Genomic DNA, 18683 nt, shown 5'->3' on the forward strand with positions numbered 1-18683 from the left:
CCAGTTGGAAGGAAAACAGGGAGGTTACAGCGTGCCGGTGCCGCCGTCGGAGCACCATACCTGACCTGAGGTATAGCTGCTTTCAACCGAGGCGAGGGTCACATAGAGCGGCGCGATTTCAACCGGCTGGCCAGGACGGCCCAGCGGCGCGCTGGCGCCGAACTCTTTCACTTTTTCCTGCGGCTGCCCGCCGGAAACCTGCAGCGGCGTCCAGTATGGACCAGGCGCCACCGCGTTTACGCGGATGCCTTCTTTGCCCAGCTGCTGTGCCATGGTTTTGGTAAAGGCGACGATGCACGCTTTGGTCTGCGCATAATCGAGCAAAATTTCGCTTGGCTGATAAGCCTGCACGGACGACGTATTGATAATGGACGCGCCGCGCGGCAGATAGTCGACCGCCGCTTTGGTAATCCAGAACATGGCATAGACGTTGGTTTTAAACGTGGCGTCGAAGTCTTCGGTGGAGAGGGTACGAATAGACTCGTTAAACTGCTGACGGCCGGCGTTGTTGACCAGAATATCCAGTCCGCCCAGCTTCTCGACGGCCTGTTTTACCAGCGACTGGCAAAAGGCTTCATCGCGGATATCGCCGGGGATCGCGACGGCCTTGCGGCCTTCCGCTTCGATCAGCTGAATCACTTCCGCCGCATCTGACTCTTCTTCCGGCAGATAGTTAATCGCCACGTCAGCGCCTTCACGGGCATAGGCGATAGCCACAGCGCGGCCGATACCGGAATCGCCGCCGGTGATCAGCGCCTTACGACCGGTCAGACGGCCGGTGCCGCGATAGGTGGTTTCCCCATGGTCCGGAACCGGATCCATTTTGCTGGCAAGACCGGGCACGGGTTGTTTCTGCCCTGGAAAAGAGGGTTTCGGAAATTCAACCGGGACGAGTGTTTTGTCGTTTTGATTACTCATGCTTAGCTCCTTGCACATCGTTTTCGGATAATAATAAGCCTGGCACATATGTGAGGTTTGTCACATTTAATTTCGCCGGAGCTTATTAAATCCACCTGTATAGGGATCAGCATTAATAATAAGACGCCTTTTTGAGTTTCAGGGCGAGCGGCGCTATTTTTTTTGCTCTGGCTATTTAACTGACGGTTTAGTAAACGATTTATATAACCTCTTCTTACTTGAGGAGGTCAGACTGTTCTGAGAGTGGTTCTGTTATAAATGCTAATAATATCAATATATTAAATATTATCCCTGTTTTTTTGGATGGGATTTTAAATTGATTCCTGCTGGCCTGGTTTCTCTGTTGCGGCCGCTTTGGCTGGCGCAGGCTAAACCTGTCGCCGAAGCGGTAAATTATATTCATCCTTGTTAAGCAAGCCGGGAAATAATCTTCTTTCGAGCTAGCGTCGAGACAGCGCAAAAACCGGACGCATATTTGTGCTGCGCGCCTGGTCGATAAAGGCAGAATACGCTGTATTTGCTGCGGTTTCCCACCGTCCGCGCCGCGCGTCTGCGTTACCCTTAACGCTCACTTTCTGCAACGGGAAAATAAGGAGCGCGACGTGAGCGCGTCGACGGGAATTTCACTCAAAATTATGGCGACCCTTAGCTCGACGCTGATGCTTGCCTGCGTAAAAGGTCTGGAGGGCGCGCTGCCGGTGGGAGAAGTGATCTTCTTTCGTTCACTGGTGGGCGTAATGCCGCTGCTGGTATGGCTCACTTTTCAGGGCGGCATTATTCAGGGCATCAAAACCCGCAATGTGAAAGGGCATATTGGTCGCGGCCTGGCGGGCACCTGCAGCATGTACCTCAGCTATCTGTCGCTGATTTATATCTCCCTGACCGACGCCACCGCTATCAACTACGCCGCGCCGCTGTTCACCGTGCTGCTTGCCGCCGTCGTGCTGCGCGAAAAGGTGCGGCTGAATCGCTGGCTGTCGGTAGCGGCCGGTTTCGCGGGGATCGTTATTATGCTCTCCGGCCACCTGTCGCTCAGCGGTCCGCCCAGGCTAACGGTAGACAGCCTGGCCTCTTCCGTCGGCGTCTTGCTGGCGCTGCTCTCTGCGCTCTGTACGGCCGGCGCGCTGATTCAGATCCGCTATCTGAGCGGTAAAGAGAAGCCGGGCGCCATCGCTTTCTGGTTCACCGCCATGACGGGCGTGACATCGCTGTTGACGCTGCCGTTCGGCTGGCGCCTGCCGCAGGGCGAGCAGCTGCTCCTGCTGCTGGGGTGCGGCCTGTGCGGCGGACTGACGCAAATTTTGCTGACGCTGAGCCTGCGCTACGCCGACGCCTCGCTGCTTGCCCCGTTCGATTACAGCTCGCTGCTCTGGTCGGTGATTATCGGCCTGATTTTTCTCGGCGCCTTGCCGGAGAAGCTCACCCTGATCGGCGCCAGTCTGGTGGCGTGCGCCGGCATTTACGCGGTGTTAAGCGAGCGGCGGCAGCGGCGTCGGGCTGCGGCATCGGCGCTGACCGCCCGCAGCGAAACCGCCGATTTAACGCCTGATTAACACGCCGTACTTGACGTCGGGCTGGCAGTTGCCCTACAACTAATGGCCGTCGGGGGAGTCTCGCCAGAGAGACTGAGAGGCTAATAGCGCAGCGCGCGGTTTAGCGACCCTTTGAACCTGACCCAGTTGATACTGGCGTAGGAAGACTCGTATCTCATTGTTTTTAGCCTGGTTGAGATGCCTGCCGCGCGAGCCTGTTCACTGCTCACGCTTTTTCCCTTCACGTATCACGGGTCGTCAATAGCGAGGCCTGCGTGAACATGACTTTTTTCCAAACCGTTTTCTCTGTCAGGTGCGCGCCATGAGCCGCTGGTCGGTCATCGGCAGCGGCGTCGCCGGCTTATGCGTTGCGACGCTGCTGGCCGAACAGGGCGAAACGCCAGAGGTGATCGTCAGCGATGAGACGCCCGCGTCGCACTGGGCGGGCGGCATGCTGGCGCCCTTTTGCGAAGGGGAGAGTGCGCCTGAACAGGTTATCGAGCTGGGGCAGCGCGCCGCCGGCTGGTGGGCGCAGCGGGTCGACGGCGTCGCGCGTCAGGGCACGCTGGTGGTAGCCGCGCCGCGCGACGCCGCGGAGCTGACGCGCTTCGCGCGCATGACGCGGCAGCATCAGTGGCGCGATCCCGCCCAGCTTGAGCCCGAACTGGCAGGACGCTTTGCGCGCGGCCTGTTTTTCCCCGACGAGGCGCATCTTAATCCCCGCGACGCCATGCGCCAGCTGCGTGCCAGCCTGGAAGCGCGCGGCGTGGTTTTTCATCGCGGCAAACCAGGCGGCACGGTTATCGACTGTCGCGGCATTCACGCCGCCGATCGCCAGCCTGACCTGCGCGCGGTGCGCGGCGAGATGCTGATCCTGCAGTGCGATGAACTCCACTTCTCCCGTCCCGTCCGGCTGCTGCATCCGCGCTTTCCCTGCTATCTGGTGCCGCGCGCCGACGGCCTTTTTATGCTCGGCGCCACTATGGTCGAGAGCGACGACGCCAGCCCGATCAGCGCCCGCGCCATGATGGAGCTGCTCGGCGCCGCCTGGAGCATTCATCCGGCGCTGGCCGAAGCGCGCATCGTCGAGAGCGGCACGGGGCGGCGTCCCGCCTATCGCCATAACCTGCCGGAAGTGCGCTATCGAGACGGGGTTTTCTCCCTTAACGGCATGTATCGTCACGGTTTTTTGCTTGCGCCCGCCATGGCGCAGCAGCTTATGCAACTGCTTAGTCAGGAGTCGAATGATGCAAATCGAACTTAACGGTCAGAGAGTGGAAACCGAGGCGGCGACGGTCGCCGCGCTGCTGCAGGAGCGGCAGATCGACGCCGCCTGCGTCGCCAGCGCCTTTAACGGTGAGTTTTTGCCGCGCGCGCAGTATGAGAGCCAGCGACTAGAGGCGGGATGCCGTCTGGAAGTGCTGTCGCCGATGCAGGGAGGCTGAAGCATGTTTTACGGCTTTGTTCCCCGTTCGCGTTTTCTGCTCGGCACCGCAGGCTATCCGTCGCCCGATATTTTAAAGCAGGCGATCTGCGCCGCAGAGGCGGAGATCATCACCGTCAGCCTGCGGCGCGAAGGCAGCCAGGGCGGCGCGTTTCGCGAGCTGCTCAGCCAGCTCAACCGCCGCGTGCTGCCCAACACCGCCGGCTGCCACAGCGTGAAAGAGGCGGTGACTACGGCGCATATGGCGCGTGAACTCTTTGACACGCCCTGGATAAAGCTGGAGGTGATCGGCAACGCCGACACGCTGCAGCCCGATCCCTTTGCGCTGGTCGAGGCGGCGCGCATTCTCTGCGCCGACGGCTTCCAGGTCTTTCCCTATACCACCGAGGATCTCATCGTCGGCGAAAAGCTGCTGGAGGCGGGCTGCGAAGTGCTGATGCCCTGGGGCGCGCCCATTGGCTCTGGCCAGGGGCTGCGCAATATCGAAGGGCTGCGCAGCTTCCGCGCCTGGTTCAAAGAGGTGCCGCTGGTGATTGACGCCGGTATCGGCGCGCCGAGCCAGGCGGCGCAGGCGATGGAGATGGGCTTCGACGCCATTTTGCTCAACACCGCCGTCGCGAAAGCGCAGGATCCGGCGGCGATGGCGGGCGCCTTCGCAAGCGCGATTCGCGCGGGGCATCAGGCGCATCAGGCGGGCCTGATGGAGCGGCGCGATATGGCCGCCGCGTCAACGCCGGTGTTTGGCCTGGCGCAGTTCAGCTAACGGAGCAAGATGATGAATCGTTATCAGCGGCAGCAAATGCTGCCGGAAATCGGCGAAGCGGGACAGAGGCGGCTGCGCGCCGCGCGCGTGCTGGTGGTCGGCGCGGGCGGGCTGGGATCGACGCTGTTGCCGCTGCTGGCAGGCGCGGGCGTCGGCTATCTGCGTATCTGGGACCCTGACCGGGTGGCGCTGCACAATCTGCATCGCCAGACGCTCTACACCGAGGAGGATGTCGGCCAGCCGAAGGCGCTTTGCGCCGCGCGCGCGCTGGCCGCCCGCAATCAAGAGTGCGTTACCGAGGCGCGACAGCAGGCGCTGCGCGCCAGTACGGTCGGGCAGGCGCTGTCGCAGGTGGATCTGGCGATCGACGCAGCGGACAGCTTCGCCGTGACCTATACGCTTTCCGACGCCTGCTGGCCGCGCAACATCCCTCTCATCAGCGCCTCGGTGCTGGGTCGGCAGGGCTATGTCGGCGGTTTTTGCGGCGGCGCGCCGGGCTATCGCGCCCTGTTTCCCCGACTGCCCGCTTCCGCCGCCAGCTGCGACACCGCGGGCGTGATGGGACCGGCGGTGGCAACGCTGGGCGCGATGCAGGCGCAGATGGCGCTCAGCGTGCTGCTGGGGCACACGCCGTCGCCGCTCGGCAGCCTGATAAACTGCGACTTCAGCCAGTGGCACTTTCGCGCCTTTCGCTTTGACGACGCGCAGGAGCCGACGCAGCCCGCGATTCCCTTTATCGATCGCGATCTGCTGCGCGCCGACGACTGTATCGTCGAGTTGCGCAGCCTGGCGGAAGCGCCGTACAGCGTGGCGGCGCAGGTAGAGCGCCTGCTGCCCGACGCGATAGCCGCATGGCAGCCGCCCGCCGATCGGCGCGTGGTGCTGGTCTGCGCCAGCGGCATTCGCGCGGCGAAAGCGGCCGCCGCGCTGGCGCAGCGCGGCGTCGAACGGCTGGCGATTATCGCGGCGAACCAGCCATGAACCTGAGGTCGCACAGCCCCGACATTCTCTTTGACGAGGTGACCTTCGGCTGGGAGAGCAAGCCCCTCTGCGCGCGCTTCAGCCTGCGGCTGCGCGGCGGCAAAACCAGCGCGCTGCTGGGTCGCAGCGGCGCGGGCAAGAGCACGCTGCTGCGGCTGGCGGCGGGGCTGTCAACGCCGCAGCAAGGCCGCATTAGCAGCTCGCTGCCGGGCGCGCTGTCGCAGCAGGTCGCCTGGATGGGACAGCGCGACGATCTCTATCCCTGGCTGTCGATCCGCGACAACGTTACCCTCAGCGCGCGGCTTAACGGCCAGCGGCCCGACAACAGGCGCGCCGAGGCGCTGCTGGCGCAGGTCGAACTCGCCGGGCTGGGGGATGCGCAGCCCGATTCGCTCTCCGGCGGCATGCGTCAGCGCGTCGCGCTGGCGCGCACCCTCTATCAGGATCGTCCGGTGGTGCTGATGGATGAGCCGTTCGCCGCCCTCGACGTCATGACCCGACTGCGGCTGCAAAGCCTGACCGCCGGGCTGCTGCGCGGCAAAACCCTGCTGCTGGTTACGCACGATCCGCTCGAGGCGTGCCGCCTGGCGCATGATATCTATCTGCTGGAGGATACGCCGCTGCGCGTCCGCGACCTGCCCGCGCCCGACGGCGAGGTGCCGCGCGCGGCGCAGACAGAGGCGGTCCTGCAGGCGCAAAGCCGGCTCTTTCAGGTGCTCAGTCATGATTAAACGCCTGTTAAGCCTGGCCTGGCTGCTGGCGATCGTCGTCGGCGCGTGGCAGCTGGCGCGCTACAGCGGCGTGCCCGCTTTTCTGCTGCCCTCTCCAGCAGCGGTAGGGCAGGCGCTGCTGCAACAGCACGTCCTGCTGATCCATCACGCCAGCTACACGCTCGGCGAGATCGCGCTGGCGCTGCTGCTGGGCGGCGGCGCTGGCGTCACGCTGGCGATAGCGATGGCCGCCAGTCCGCTGCTGCGCCGCCTGCTGTTTCCGCTGGTCGCCGCCAGCCAGACCATTCCCGTATTCGCGCTGGCGCCGCTGCTGGTGCTGTGGCTCGGCTTCGGCGTCGCCTCTAAAGTGGCGGTCGCGGCGCTGATCGTCTTTTTCCCGCTCTGCCTGTCGCTGTTCGACGGGCTTTGCCGCACGCCGTCCGGCTGGCTGGAGCTGGCGCAGACGATGAATCGCTCGCGGCTGCGACTGTTCCTGCACGTGCGCTGGCCCGCCGCGCTGCCGCACTTTTTTTCCGGCCTGCAAATGGCGGCGATCCTCGCGCCGGTCGGCGTGGTGATCGGCGAATGGGTCGGCGCCAGCGAAGGGCTCGGCTATCTGATGATGCATGCCAGCGCGCGGCTGGAGACGCCGCTCAGTTTCGCCGCGCTGGCGCTGTTGATGCTGCTGGCGCTGCTGTTATCGGGCGGGGTCGCGCTGCTGCGCCGCCGCTTTCTCTACTCTGCTTAAGGAATAATCGTGAAAAAAGTGATGCTGATGCTGACGGCGCTGCTGATTGCGGCCGCGGCGCCCGCGCAGGCGGCGCAGAAGGTGCGCCTGCTGCTCGACTGGTTCGTCAATCCCAACCATGCGGCGATCTTCGCGGCAAAAGAGAGCGGCGCCTTTACGCGTCAGGGGCTGGAGGTTGAGATGATCGCGCCGGCGGACTCCGCCTCGGTGCCGCTGCTGCTGGCGGCAGGCAAGGCCGATCTCGCCGTAGGCTATCAGCCTCAGCTCTACACGCTGGTGGATAAAGGGGTGCCGGCGATCCGCGTCGGTACGCTGATTGGCCAGCCGCTCAACACCCTGACCGCGCTGAAAAGCAGTGATATCCACCAGCTGAAAGACTTCGAGGGCAAAACGCTCGGCTACGCCATCCCAGGGTTTGAGGATGTCGCTATCCAGACCATGCTCCGATCCGCAGGCGTGGACGTCGATAAGGTCAAACTGATCAACCTCAATATGGACGCCGCCTCGGCGCTGCTTAGCCATAAAATCAGCGGCGCGATGACCATTTATCGCAACTACGAGCTGCTGGAGCTTAAGCAGCAGGGCGCGGAAACTCTGACGTTCAAGCCGGAAGATCACGGCGTGCCCGCCTATGACGAACTGATCCTGCTGGCGAACGCCGGAACCGCGGCGACCGACCCGCGTATCGGCAAGTTTTTGCATGGGCTGAACGAAGGCGTGGCCTACCTGCGTGCCCATCCGGAAGCGGTCTGGCAGGCGTTTATCCGCGCTTATCCGGAGCTGAACACGCCGCTTAACCACCAGGCGTGGCAGGCGACGCTGCCGCTGTTCGCCAGCGATGCTGGCCGCTTTGACGCGGCGCGCTATCAGGCTTTTGCTCGCTATATGCTGGACAACAAGCTGATCGGCCAGATCGCGCCGATGTCGCGCTATTCGCTGCCGTCGCAGTAAATGCGCGCTTTGCCCGCGTGCTCTTTATCCGGCGCGTCTAGACTTAACAAACAGGATAAGGAGCTAATGATGACAGAGAAGATCACGCTGGTGGCAGGCGATATCACCAAAATCGAGGCCGACGCGATTGTTAACGCGGCGAACAGTTCACTGCTCGGCGGCGGCGGCGTAGATGGCGCGATTCACCGCGCCGGCGGGCCGGAGATACTGGAGGCGTGTAGAGTCATTCGCAACCGGCAGGGTGGCTGCCATACCGGCGATGCGGTGATCACCACCGCGGGCAAACTGCCTGCGCGCTATGTGATCCATACTGTCGGTCCGGTCTGGAATGGCGGCAGTCAGAAAGAGGCGGAGCTGCTGAAGCGCGCCTATCAGAGCAGCTTTCAGCTGGCGCAGCAGCACGATATCAGGACCATCGCGTTTCCCAGCATCAGCACCGGTATCTATCGTTTTCCAAAGCAAAAGGCGGCTGACATTGCGCTGGCGGCGATGTGCGAGGCGCTGGCGGAGAATCCAGCGCTGGAAGAGGTGAAAATCGTCTGTTTCGATGAGGAGAATTACGCGATTTATGCCGAACTGCTTAACTAATTCATCACCAGGCCAAGGATAAGCAGCACGACGGCCACTACGGCATAGACGCCCGCACGCGTCAGCAGATTTTTCTGCTGGCGCTTCACGCCCATGATTAAAAATCCCAGCGCGATGCAGAGCGCCATGAGTGAAACCAGTAAGTATGCTGACATGCCAGACTCCCGCTAAAAAAGCCTTATTTAACATGCCAGCAGCAGGGGCGGTAGCCGATTTACACTTCCTCTAAAAACTCATGTCAGACCATTAGCCGGACGCGCCAGACCCAGGGTGTCGCGCAGCGTGCCGGTCGGATAGTCGGTGCGGAACACGCCGGCGTGTTGTAGTCGGGGCACGACTTCATCGAGAAAGAGGTTGCCGCTGGCTTCCAGGTAGGCAGGCAGCACCACAAAGCCGTCGCATGCGCCGCTGCGATACCACTCGATCATCATCGCCGCCACGTCGTCCGGCGTGCCGACCGGCGAGGGAAACGACAGGCTTTCGGCATAGCGAATCGCCATTTCGCCCAGCGTGAGCCTCTGTTCGAGCGCCTGGGCGATAACGTACTGGAAGCGCCCTTTGCTGCCGGTAATCACGTCGCGCAGATCGGGTGCCGGCGCGTCGAGCGGATACTGCGCCAGATCGTGATTCATGCTGGCGGACATAAAGCTCAGCGCCGATTCAGCGGTAATCAGCGATTTGAGGTAGCGATCTTTCTCCTCTGCCGCGGCGCGCGTCTCCGCCAGCACCGGCACCATGCCAGGCAAAATACGCAGCCGATCCGGCGTGCGGCCATAGTGCTGCGCTTTGCTTTTTAGCGTCTGATAAAAACGCTGAGCGCGCTGCCGCTCCGGCTGCACGACGAACAGTACTTCGGCGTGCTGTGCCGCCAGATCGATAAACGCCTCTGATACGCCAGCCTGAATCGTCACCGGATAGCCCTGCGGCGGGCGTGGAATATTAAGCGGCCCGCGCACGTTGAAAAAGGTGTCATGGTGGTTGAGATAGCGGAAAGCGTCTGGCCTGGCGAAGGTGGCGTTGTCTTTGTCGATTACGATGGCGTTATCGTCAAAGCTGTCCCACAGCTTCTTCATCAGGCTGATGAACTCAGCGGCGCGGGCGTAGCGCTCGGCGTGGGAATAGTGGCTGTCGCGGCCAAAATTGCGCGCTTCGGCGTCGCTGACCGAGGTAACCAGATTCCACGCCGCGCGTCCGCCGCTGATATGATCGATATTCGCCAGCTGACGCGCGATGGTGTAGGGCAGCGAATAAGAGGAGGAGACGGTGCCGCCCAGGCCGATGCGATCGGTGACCGCCGCCAGCGCGGCGAGCAGCGTCAGCGGTTCTGACCAGCCCTGCGGGCGGCTGCGCACCGTGGCGCTGAGATCGCCGCCATAAATATCGTCAATCGCCAGCTTATCGGCGACGAAAATCATATCGATCTTTGCGGCTTCCGCCTGCTGCGCGATACGACGAAACAGCGGCCAGCGGGTGCCGCCGCTGGAAACCGCATCAGGATGACGCCAGCCGCCCTGATGGATGCCGGCGTCAAGATAGAGCGCGATGTTCATCATAGCTGCATCTCCTTAAGGCTGATGAAAGAAGCTGGCGTCGATCACCGCGTCGGCGGTGAGTCCGGGCTTAATCAGGCCGCTGCGGGTAAAGGTGTCGATAGCGGCCTGCTGGCGCTGTCGCACCAGCGCAACGTCGCCCACCGGCGCGTTGTTCTCGCGCTTCACTTTGCTTAGCGCCACCGCATCCGGCAGGCGCAGCAGCGTCGCAATGCCTTGCGCATACGCCTGCGGATGGGCGACGCCCCATTCGCGCGCGCGGATCAGCCGCTGGCGAAAATCCTGTAGCGCCGCGCGCTTATCGGTAATGGCGCGATCGGTCGCCACCAGGTAGTTGGATACCGGAAAGGCATCGCCATCCACCGCGATGACCGCGCCCGACTGGGCGATAGCGAAAGAGACATAGGGCTCCCAGGTGGCGACCGCATCCACCGCGCCGTTATCCAGCGCCAGCGTCGCCTCGGCTGGGGTGGTGAAGACAAACTGCACGCTGTCGGCGGGCAGATGCGCTGAGCTGAGCGCGTTGAAAACCAGATTCTGGCCGGAAGAGCCTTTCACCGTAGCGATCTTTTTACCTTTTAGATCGGCGGCGCTTTTTATGCTGCTGCCATTTTTTACGATAATGGCGTTGCCCAGGTACTGCGAAGCCTGAATGGCTTTGATCGCTGCGCCGGAGGCCACCGCAAACGACAGTGGGCCGTCGCCCACCAGCCCGGCGTCAAGGTGGCTGGCGTTGAGTGATTCAAGCAGCGGCGCGGCGTTGGGAAATTCATACCATTTCACCGCATAGGGCAGGTTGCTGAGTTCTCCTGCCGCTTCCATCACGGCGCGCGCGTTGCCTTTTTGATCGCCTACCACCAACTGCGTTTCCGTCGCCTGACTGGCAAAAGCGGCCAGACAGAGCGTTAGCGCGAATATTTTCATCTTTGATTTCCCGGTGAAAAAGAAACCAGACTAAGTATCTGCTGCGGAAAGGGGTAATAAGGAATGCGGCAAAGGTTATCTGCGGAGAGAATAACCCGTACTGGAGGAGGCTTTTCAGAAACAGTTAAAACGGAAATCAGTAGTCAAGAATAATACAAGCTGAAAATTCCTAAAAAATCTCACCGGTTTAAATCAAATCCCGATAAACTGCGTGAACCATCCCGCCTCTCCACACTGATTTAATGAATTATTATTCTCCTGATGACAGACATCTGAAGTTGCGCTCGACACGGTTCGTCAGGCGCATGTTTGCTATGCGACAGCTGGGTACGCTTCTCTGCTTCTATCCCATTATGTCGGTATTGATGGAGTCGGGAAAAAGCCTGAGCATCTGCGCGCTGCTGTTCGTCAACGCCTTTTTCTGGCCCTGGATGGCGTGGCGGCTGGCGCTCGCTTCGGACGATCCTACCGGACGCGAACGCACCAATCTGACGCTGGACGCCGCCTTTGGCGGCATCTGGGTGGCGATGATGGCGATCAGCCCGCTGCCGTCATTCGTGATCATGGCGGTTCTGGTGGCGGACCGCTACGCCGCGGGCGGCTGGGCGCAGCTTATCGCCGCGCTGCAGGCTTTTCTGGTCGCCTTCGCGCTCACCTGGGTGCTGCAGGGCGCACCGGTCAATATGAGCTTCAGCACGCGCACGGTATGGCTCACGCTGCCGCTCGCCACCTTCTATCTGCTGGCGTTAAGCGTGGTCTCTTATAACCTGACGCTGAGTCTGCGTTTGAAAAACCGCGAGCTGGAGCGTATCGCGCTGATGGATCCGGGGCTGAAGATCCCTAACCGGCGGCTGTTTGAACGCCGCCTGGAGAGCGAATTTCTGCGCACCCGCCGTGGGGAAAGCGCCGCCTGGCTGATGCTGATCGACGTCGACCATTTCAAAGCGGTCAACGACAGTTTTGGCCATGAAGCGGGGGATTTTTTGCTGGCGGAGATCTCCGCGCTGCTGCGCGACGGCGTCGGCATCGAGGATATTCCGGCGCGCTTCGGCGGCGACGAACTCTGCGTTATCGTGCGCGATGCGCAGGATGCCGGGATTCTGGCGCTGGCGCAAACGCTGAAAACGCGCATCGCGCAGCTTCGGTTGCCCGCGTCGTCGGACTTTTCCTGCACGGTGAGTATCGGCATCGCGCCCGCCAGCAAGGCGGAGTCGATCCATCACTGGCTGCGCCACGCCGACGACGCGCTCTATCAGGTGAAGCGCGACGGCCGCAACGGCGTGTGCCTCTGGCAGCCGGCGTAAGGGCAAAGCGCGAATGCGCGGACCGCGTTGCGGCGAGCGCTCACGCCGGATAGTCAAAAAGCTTCCGTCAGCGAGTTGACGGGGCTAAATCGCGACGAGGCTTCTCACCCCTTCTGCCGCCATATCGGCTCCCGCGCCGCGCTGGATTATCTCTCCGCGCGACATCACCAGATAGCTGTCCGCTAATTCGGCGGCAAAATCATAAAACTGCTCCACCAGCAGAATCGCCATTTCACCTTTGCCGGCCAGCTGCCGAATGACTGCGCCGATTTCCTTGATCACCGACGGTTGAATACCTTCCGTGGGCTCGTCGAGGATTAATAGCTGGGGCTTGCACGCCAGCGCGCGACCTATCGCCAGCTGCTGCTGCTGCCCGCCTGAGAGATCGCCGCCGCGCCGGGCTTTCATCTGCCGCAACACGGGAAAAAGCTGATAAATTTCCTCCGGCACCGTTCTGGCCTGCGCGCCAGAGAAGCGGGCCAGGCCCATCAACAGATTCTCTTCTACCGTCAGGCGCGGAAAAATTTCGCGCCCCTGCGGCACGTAAGCGATGCCCGCCTGCACGCGCTGGTGCGGTTTACGGCCGTTGATCACGTTATCGTGCCAGCGGATCTCGCCCGACTTCGCCGGGATCAGCCCCATCAGACATTTCAGCAGCGTGGTTTTTCCCACGCCGTTACGCCCCAGCAGACAGGTAATCTCGCCCGGCTTCGCCTCGAACGAGAGGCCGCGCAGGATATGGCTGCCGCCATAATATTGATTCAGTTCGACAACTTGCAGCATCTCAGCGCCCCAGATAAACGTCAATGACCCGATCGTCCGCCTGTACGTCGCGTAACGATCCCTCTGCCAGCACCTGCCCCTGGTGCAGCACGGTGACATGATCGGCAATGGTTTCCACAAATCCCATATCGTGCTCGACCACCATAAGCGAGTGCTTGCCCGCCAGGCTGCGGAACAGCTCGGCGGTGTACTCGGTTTCCGCGTCGGTCATGCCCGCAGCCGGTTCGTCGAGCAGCAGAAGATGCGGCTCCTGCACCAGCAGCATGCCGATCTCCAGAAACTGCTTCTGGCCATGCGACAGCAATCCCGCTTTGCGCTGGCGCTCGCCGCTGAGCCGCAGCAGTTTTAACGCCTCGTCGATGCGATCCTGCTGTTCGCCGCTGAGCTTCGCCCGCAGGCTTGCCCATACCGACTTATCGTTTTTCAGCGCGATTTCCAGATTTTCAAACACCGTTAACGCTTCAAACACCGTGGGCTTCTGGAACTTGCGGCCGATGCCGGCCCGGGCGATCTCCACCGGCGAGAGGCGCGTAAGATCGGTATCCTGGTCATACAGCACCCGTCCGTTATCAGGCCGGGTTTTGCCGGTGATGACATCCATCAGCGTGGTTTTACCCGCGCCGTTGGGGCCGATCACGCAGCGCAGTTCGCCGACGCCGATCTGCAGCGACAAATCGGTCAGGGCATGAAAGCCATCAAAAGAGACGTTGATCCGCTCCAGCTGAAGCACCGGGTCGCGTTGAGCGCGATGGCGATCGGTGGGGCGCGGTTGGGTAAAGGGGGTATCAGTCATTATGCCTCCGGCGCAGCAGGCCGATCACGCCGCGCGGCAACAGCAGCGTCACAAGGATAAACATCAGGCCCAGGAAGAATAACCAGTACTCCGGGAAGGAGACGGTGAACCAGCTTTTGGCGCCGTTGACGATCCCCGCGCCCAGCAGCGGGCCAATCAGGGTGCCGCGACCGCCCAGCGCCACCCAGATGGCCGCTTCAATCGAGTTGGTCGGCGACATTTCGCCTGGGTTGATGATGCCGACCTGCGGCACATAGAGCGCGCCAGCCAGACCGCACAGCACCGCCGAGAGCGTCCAGACAAAAAGTTTAAAGCCTCGCGGATCGTAGCCCACAAACATCAGGCGGTTCTCTGCATCGCGCACCGCCGTCAGCACCCGGCCAAACTTACTGCGCGCCAGCGCGAAACCGGCACCGAGACTGCCCAGCAGCAAGGCGACGGTGGCGATAAACAGCCCGATACGCGTGCAGGTCGCGGTAACGTTAAAGCCGAGCAGGGTAGTGAACCCGGTAAAGCCGTTGTTGCCGCCGAAGCCGGTTTCGTTACGGAAGAACAGCAGCATGCCTGCGTAGGTCAACGCCTGCGTCATGATGGAGAAATAGACGCCTTTGATTTTCGAGCGAAAGGCGAAGAAGCCGAACACCAGCGCCAGCAGGCCCGGCACCAGAACGATCAGGCAGAGCGCCCAGGCGAAATGCTGAGTGCCTGCCCAGAACCAGGGCAGCGCGTCCCAGGACAGGAACGACATAAACGCCGGCAGGCCATCGCCCGCGGCCTGGCGCATCAGATACATGCCCATGGCGTAGCCGCCGAGGGCGAAGAACAGGCCATGCCCAAGCGACAGCAATCCGGCGTAGCCCCACACTAAATCGAGCGCCACGGCGACGATGGCGTAGCAGAGAATCTTCCCCACCAGCGTCAGGGTATAGGTGGAGATCGCCAGCGGGTGGCTGGCGGGCAACAGCGCGCAGAACGGCAACGCCAGCAGCAGCAGGGTCATCAGAATTCCCAGGCTAATGCTGAGGCGCGGCGTTTTGCGCGTCAGGGTTAAGGTCAAAGGCTGGCTCATCAGTCAATTACCCTCCCTTTAAAGGCAAACAGGCCCTGCGGACGCTTCTGAATAAACAGCACGATCAGCACGAGAATAAGGATTTTGCCCAGCACCGCGCCAATCTGCGGTTCCAGCACTTTATTAAGAATGCCCAGCCCGAAGGCGGCTGCCACGGTTCCCGCCAGCTGGCCTACGCCGCCCAGCACCACCACCAGGAAGGAGTCGATGATGTAACCCTGTCCAAGCTCCGGGCCGACGTTGCCGAGCTGCGACAGCGCCACGCCGCCGAGGCCGGCAATGCCCGAGCCCAGGCCGAAGGCCAGCATATCGATGCGCCCGGTGGGCACGCCGCAGCAGTCGGCCATCGCGCGGTTTTGGGTCACGGCGCGCACGCTCAGCCCCAGGCGCGTTTTATTGAGCAGCAGCCAGGTGAGGCCGAGCACGGCAAACACAAACAGGATCACCGCCAGTCGGTTGTAGGGCAGGACCAGATTGGGCAGCACCTGCAGGCCGCCCGAGAGCCAGCCGGGATTGGCGACCTCCAGGTTCTGCGCGCCGAATAGCATGCGGACCAGCTGGATCAGCATCAGGCTGATGCCCCAGGTCGCGAGCAGGGTTTCCAGAGGACGACCATACAGATGACGAATGATGGCGCGCTCCAGCAGCATGCCGATACCCGCGGTGATCAGAAATGCTGCCGGTAGCGCCAGCAGCGGATACCACGCCAGCCACTGCGGCGCGAACTGCTGGAACAGGTGCTGTACAAACCAGGTGGCGTAGGCGCCCAGCATCAGCATTTCGCCATGCGCCATATTGATCACGCCGAGCAGCCCGTAGGTGATCGCCAGTCCGAGCGCCGCCAGCAGCAGGATCGACCCCAGCGACAGGCCGGTAAAGGCCTGACCCAACAGATCGCCCCACATCAGCCGGTGTTTGATGTGCTGCAGGCTGGCGACAGCGGCGGCGCGCACCTGCGCATCGGGTTCGATGCTGGCCTGCGTCAGGCGGTCCAGACTGGCCTGCACGTTGGGATCGCTTCCTTCGCCCAGCAGCGTCACGGCTTTCAGGCGCAGGGCGGCATCCGGGCTGGCAAGCTGCAGGCTGGCGACCGCCATGGCCAACGCCGTATGCACCTGCGCATCCTTCTCTGCGGCAAGGCGCTGTTCCATAAGCGGCAGCTGATCGGCCGCCGCGTCGTTTTGCAGCTGCTGCGCGGCGCGCAGGCGGATTGCCGCATCGTCGCTCACCAGCTGGTGGGCCGCGAGCGCGCTGGCGATCAGCACGCGCAGCCGGTTGTTCATAAACAGCTTTTTGGTGTCGCCGCTGGGCTGGCGGGCGCTGTCGAGCGGCGTAAGGATGTCGCCCTGTTTGCTGAACGGCTGTTTTTTCTGGTCGATAACCAGGCTTTCATTGCGCAGCGCCTGCAACAGCGGTACGCGACTCGCCTGCGGCGCGGCGGCCCACTGCTGCAGCAGCGTTGCCTGTTCGGTGCGGCTGGCGACGGCGAAGTCGGCGCCATCCCCCGCCTGAGCGAACCAGGACAGGAGCAGCAGAGCACAAAAAAAGGGTTTGAAGTTCATCAATACCGCCCTCTGAGTAGCGCTGAGCGCCCTTCAGGCGTCCTGAAGGGCATGATGTTATTTCGACGACTTCACGGGGTAATCGGGCTTTTTATCATTGCCGGCAATATAGGGGCTCCACGGCTGCGCGCGGACCGGCTGTTCGGTCTGCCACACCACGTTGAACTGCCCGTTTTCCTCTACTTCGCCAATCATCACCGGCTTGTGCAGATGGTGGTTGGTTTTATCCATCGTCAGGGTAAAACCGTCCGGCGCCTTGAAGGTTTGTCCCGCCATGGCCGCGCGCACTTTATCTACGTCGGTGGTGCCCGCTTTCTCAACCGCCTGCGCCCACATATGCAGACCGACATAGGTCGCTTCCATCGGATCGTTGGTGACGACCGTGCCTGCGTTCGGCAGGTTATGCGCTTTGGCATAGGCGCGATAATCAGCGACGAATTTAGCGTTGGTGGGATTGTCTACCGACTCGAAGTAGTTCCAGGCCGCCAGCTGGCCCACCAGCGGTTTGGTATCGATGCCGCGCAGCTCCTCTTCTCCTACGGAGAAGGCGATGACCGGAATATCGGTGGCTTTAATGCCCTGATTCGCCAGCTCTTTATAGAAAGGCACGTTCGAATCGCCGTTGATGGTGGAGATCACCGCGGTTTTGCCGCCGGCGGAGAACTTCTTGATATTAGAGACGATGGTCTGATAGTCGCTGTAACCAAACGGCGTATAGACTTCCTCAATATCTTTATCCTGAATGCCCTTGCTGTGCAGGAAGGCGCGCAGGATCTTGTTGGTGGTGCGCGGGTAGACGTAATCGGTGCCCAGCAGGAAGAAGCGTTTGGCGCTGCCGCCATCTTCGCTCATCAGGTATTGCAGGGCGGGGATCGCCTGCTGGTTAGGCGCAGCGCCGGTATAGAAAACGTTCGGCGACATCTCTTCGCCTTCATACTGAACCGGATAGAACAGCAGGCCGTTCAGCTCTTCAAACACCGGCAGCACCGATTTGCGCGATACCGAGGTCCAGCAGCCAAACACCGCGGCGACTTTGTCCTGCGTCAGCAGCTGGCGGGCCTTCTCTGCGAACAGCGGCCAGTTGGAGGCCGGATCGACTACTACCGGCTCCAGCTTCTTGCCCAGCACGCCGCCGCTGGCGTTGATCTCGTCAATGGTCATCAGGGCCATATCTTTTAGCGGCGTCTCTGAAATGGCCATGGTGCCGGAAAGCGAAGATAATATGCCGACTTTAATGGTCTCTGCGGCCTGTGCGCCAAAGGCAAAGCCCAGACTGGCGACGGTGGCGGAGAGCGCGAAAGCCTTGAGCAATGAACGTCTTTTCATCAGTAACCCTCTAAGATTTAATGGTTTTATTATTCAGTAACCTGAAGCCGGGCCTGCTGTAACATATGCAATGTGATCTTTCTGACTTCCGCTTTACTGACGGCGATGTGGTCGGTCAGAATGCGCTGCGCCTCCTCGGTTTTTTGCTGGAATATCGCCCGTAAAATCTGAGCATGTTCGCGGTATGTCGCCTCTACCCGATCGTCGCGCGTAAAGTCGAGCCGACGGATAATGCGGATTTTTTCGGTTAATTCGCCGTGGACGCGGGCGATCTCCCTGTTGCCGGCCGCCGCCACCAGCGCCATGTGAAACGCCTCGTCCTGCGCCGACACCGCGATGCCCTCTTCAAGGCGCGGATCGTCAATCCAGAAGCGCTTCAGGGCGGCGAGCATTTCCGCGCAGGCGAGGGGCGGCAGGGCGCACAGGCGCCGCACCGCTTCGCACTCAATAACGGTGCGGAAGTCGTACAACTCCTCGAAGTATTCGAAGTCGAACGGCTTCACCTGCCAGCCGCTGCGGAACCACACTTCGACATAGCCCTCGCGCTCCAGCCAGAACAGCGCCTGGCGCACCGGCGTGCGGCTTACCTCCAGCCGCTCGGCGATTTCGTTTTCGCTAAAGCGGTCGCCGGGCATCAGGCGGAAGGCAAAAATGTCCTGCTTGAGCGCCTGATACACTTTCTCCGCCAGGGCTTCAGGACGGCCTTTGCTACGCGGGCGTAAATTCATGGACGATCC

The 18683-nt window shown here is 61.7% G+C and carries 20 protein-coding genes and 1 riboswitch; of the genes, 10 read left to right on the plus strand and 10 right to left on the minus strand.

Annotated elements, in window-relative coordinates; all coding sequences use genetic code 11:
• Window positions 1-24: 24 nt before the first annotated feature.
• Window positions 25-918: an SDR family oxidoreductase gene (locus B3229_RS02460; protein ID WP_048781060.1), complete on the minus strand. Its 894-nt coding sequence runs from the start codon at window positions 916-918 to the stop codon at window positions 25-27.
• A 602-nt stretch (window positions 919-1520) separates the two neighbouring features.
• Here B3229_RS02460 and B3229_RS02465 point away from each other — a divergent pair.
• From B3229_RS02465 to B3229_RS02505, 9 genes are all read left to right on the plus strand, one after another.
• Window positions 1521-2471, plus strand: coding sequence for a DMT family transporter (locus B3229_RS02465; protein ID WP_286868266.1), 951 nt, complete (start codon window positions 1521-1523; stop codon window positions 2469-2471).
• 41 nt (window positions 2472-2512) lie between these two features.
• Window positions 2513-2632: riboswitch (TPP riboswitch) on the plus strand.
• 140 nt (window positions 2633-2772) lie between these two features.
• On the plus strand, window positions 2773-3714 hold the full coding sequence (locus B3229_RS02470; RefSeq protein ID WP_286868269.1) for an FAD-dependent oxidoreductase: 942 nt from the start codon (window positions 2773-2775) through the stop codon (window positions 3712-3714).
• Window positions 3698-3895 (plus strand): sulfur carrier protein ThiS, encoded by a 198-nt coding sequence (gene thiS, locus B3229_RS02475; protein WP_033748282.1) that lies wholly within the window; start codon window positions 3698-3700, stop codon window positions 3893-3895. The genes B3229_RS02470 and thiS overlap by 17 nt, the downstream gene beginning before the upstream one ends.
• A gap of 3 nt (window positions 3896-3898) precedes the next feature.
• Complete coding sequence (locus B3229_RS02480; protein WP_286868271.1) at window positions 3899-4657, plus strand: thiazole synthase; 759 nt, start codon at window positions 3899-3901, stop codon at window positions 4655-4657.
• A gap of 12 nt (window positions 4658-4669) precedes the next feature.
• Entirely contained in the window at window positions 4670-5638 is a 969-nt protein-coding gene (locus B3229_RS02485; protein ID WP_048781052.1) for a HesA/MoeB/ThiF family protein, read from the plus strand.
• Entirely contained in the window at window positions 5635-6369 is a 735-nt protein-coding gene (locus tag B3229_RS02490; RefSeq protein ID WP_286868274.1) for an ABC transporter ATP-binding protein, read from the plus strand. The genes B3229_RS02485 and B3229_RS02490 overlap by 4 nt, the downstream gene beginning before the upstream one ends.
• Window positions 6362-7096 carry an ABC transporter permease gene (locus tag B3229_RS02495; RefSeq protein WP_286868277.1) on the plus strand — a complete coding sequence of 245 codons (735 nt, stop codon included), beginning with the start codon at window positions 6362-6364 and terminating at the stop codon, window positions 7094-7096. Before B3229_RS02490 ends, B3229_RS02495 begins: the two co-directional genes overlap by 8 nt.
• 9 nt (window positions 7097-7105) lie before the next feature.
• Complete coding sequence (locus B3229_RS02500; protein ID WP_286868280.1) at window positions 7106-8047, plus strand: ABC transporter substrate-binding protein; 942 nt, start codon at window positions 7106-7108, stop codon at window positions 8045-8047.
• A 69-nt stretch (window positions 8048-8116) separates the two neighbouring features.
• Entirely contained in the window at window positions 8117-8635 is a 519-nt protein-coding gene (locus B3229_RS02505; protein ID WP_286868498.1) for an O-acetyl-ADP-ribose deacetylase, read from the plus strand.
• On the opposite strand, the gene B3229_RS02510 is transcribed toward B3229_RS02505, so the two are convergent.
• The 3 genes from B3229_RS02510 to B3229_RS02520 all read right to left on the minus strand — a co-directional run bounded on the left by B3229_RS02510 (window position 8632) and on the right by B3229_RS02520 (window position 11109).
• Complete coding sequence (locus tag B3229_RS02510; RefSeq protein WP_156943229.1) at window positions 8632-8790, minus strand: hypothetical protein; 159 nt, start codon at window positions 8788-8790, stop codon at window positions 8632-8634. The two genes, B3229_RS02505 and B3229_RS02510, sit on opposite strands and share 4 nt — an antisense overlap.
• Before the next feature lie 78 nt (window positions 8791-8868).
• The gene (locus B3229_RS02515) at window positions 8869-10188 is read right to left on the minus strand and encodes an NtaA/DmoA family FMN-dependent monooxygenase (protein WP_286868285.1); all 1320 of its coding nucleotides are present in this window, start codon (window positions 10186-10188) and stop codon (window positions 8869-8871) included.
• Between the two features lie 12 nt (window positions 10189-10200).
• Complete coding sequence (locus B3229_RS02520) at window positions 10201-11109, minus strand: aliphatic sulfonate ABC transporter substrate-binding protein (protein ID WP_048781047.1); 909 nt, start codon at window positions 11107-11109, stop codon at window positions 10201-10203.
• Window positions 11110-11351: 242 nt separating this feature from the next.
• Between B3229_RS02520 and B3229_RS02525 the strand changes: the two genes are divergently transcribed.
• Window positions 11352-12413: a diguanylate cyclase gene (locus tag B3229_RS02525; protein WP_286868288.1), complete on the plus strand. Its 1062-nt coding sequence runs from the start codon at window positions 11352-11354 to the stop codon at window positions 12411-12413.
• Between the two features lie 84 nt (window positions 12414-12497).
• On the opposite strand, the gene urtE is transcribed toward B3229_RS02525, so the two are convergent.
• From urtE to B3229_RS02555, 6 genes are read right to left on the minus strand one after another with little or no spacing between them, the layout of a single operon-like run.
• On the minus strand, window positions 12498-13196 hold the full coding sequence (gene urtE / locus B3229_RS02530; protein WP_286868290.1) for an urea ABC transporter ATP-binding subunit UrtE: 699 nt from the start codon (window positions 13194-13196) through the stop codon (window positions 12498-12500).
• A 1-nt stretch (window position 13197) separates the two neighbouring features.
• Window positions 13198-13989, minus strand: coding sequence for an urea ABC transporter ATP-binding protein UrtD (urtD, locus tag B3229_RS02535; protein ID WP_286868292.1), 792 nt, complete (start codon window positions 13987-13989; stop codon window positions 13198-13200).
• On the minus strand, window positions 13982-15058 hold the full coding sequence (gene urtC / locus B3229_RS02540) for an urea ABC transporter permease subunit UrtC (RefSeq protein ID WP_286868294.1): 1077 nt from the start codon (window positions 15056-15058) through the stop codon (window positions 13982-13984). Before urtC ends, urtD begins: the two co-directional genes overlap by 8 nt.
• Entirely contained in the window at window positions 15058-16620 is a 1563-nt protein-coding gene (urtB, locus tag B3229_RS02545) for an urea ABC transporter permease subunit UrtB (protein WP_286868295.1), read from the minus strand. The genes urtC and urtB overlap by 1 nt, the downstream gene beginning before the upstream one ends.
• A gap of 57 nt (window positions 16621-16677) precedes the next feature.
• Window positions 16678-17946: an urea ABC transporter substrate-binding protein gene (gene urtA, locus B3229_RS02550; protein ID WP_048781036.1), complete on the minus strand. Its 1269-nt coding sequence runs from the start codon at window positions 17944-17946 to the stop codon at window positions 16678-16680.
• Window positions 17947-17975: 29 nt separating this feature from the next.
• Window positions 17976-18674, minus strand: a complete 699-nt coding sequence (locus B3229_RS02555) for a GntR family transcriptional regulator (RefSeq protein WP_286868297.1) — start codon at window positions 18672-18674, stop codon at window positions 17976-17978.
• Window positions 18675-18683: the final 9 nt, after the last annotated feature.

Origin of the sequence: Pantoea sp. UBA5035 (assembly GCF_002415245.1) — a bacterium.
In the GTDB taxonomy this organism is placed as follows: Bacteria; Pseudomonadota; Gammaproteobacteria; order Enterobacterales; family Enterobacteriaceae; genus Pantoea; species Pantoea septica.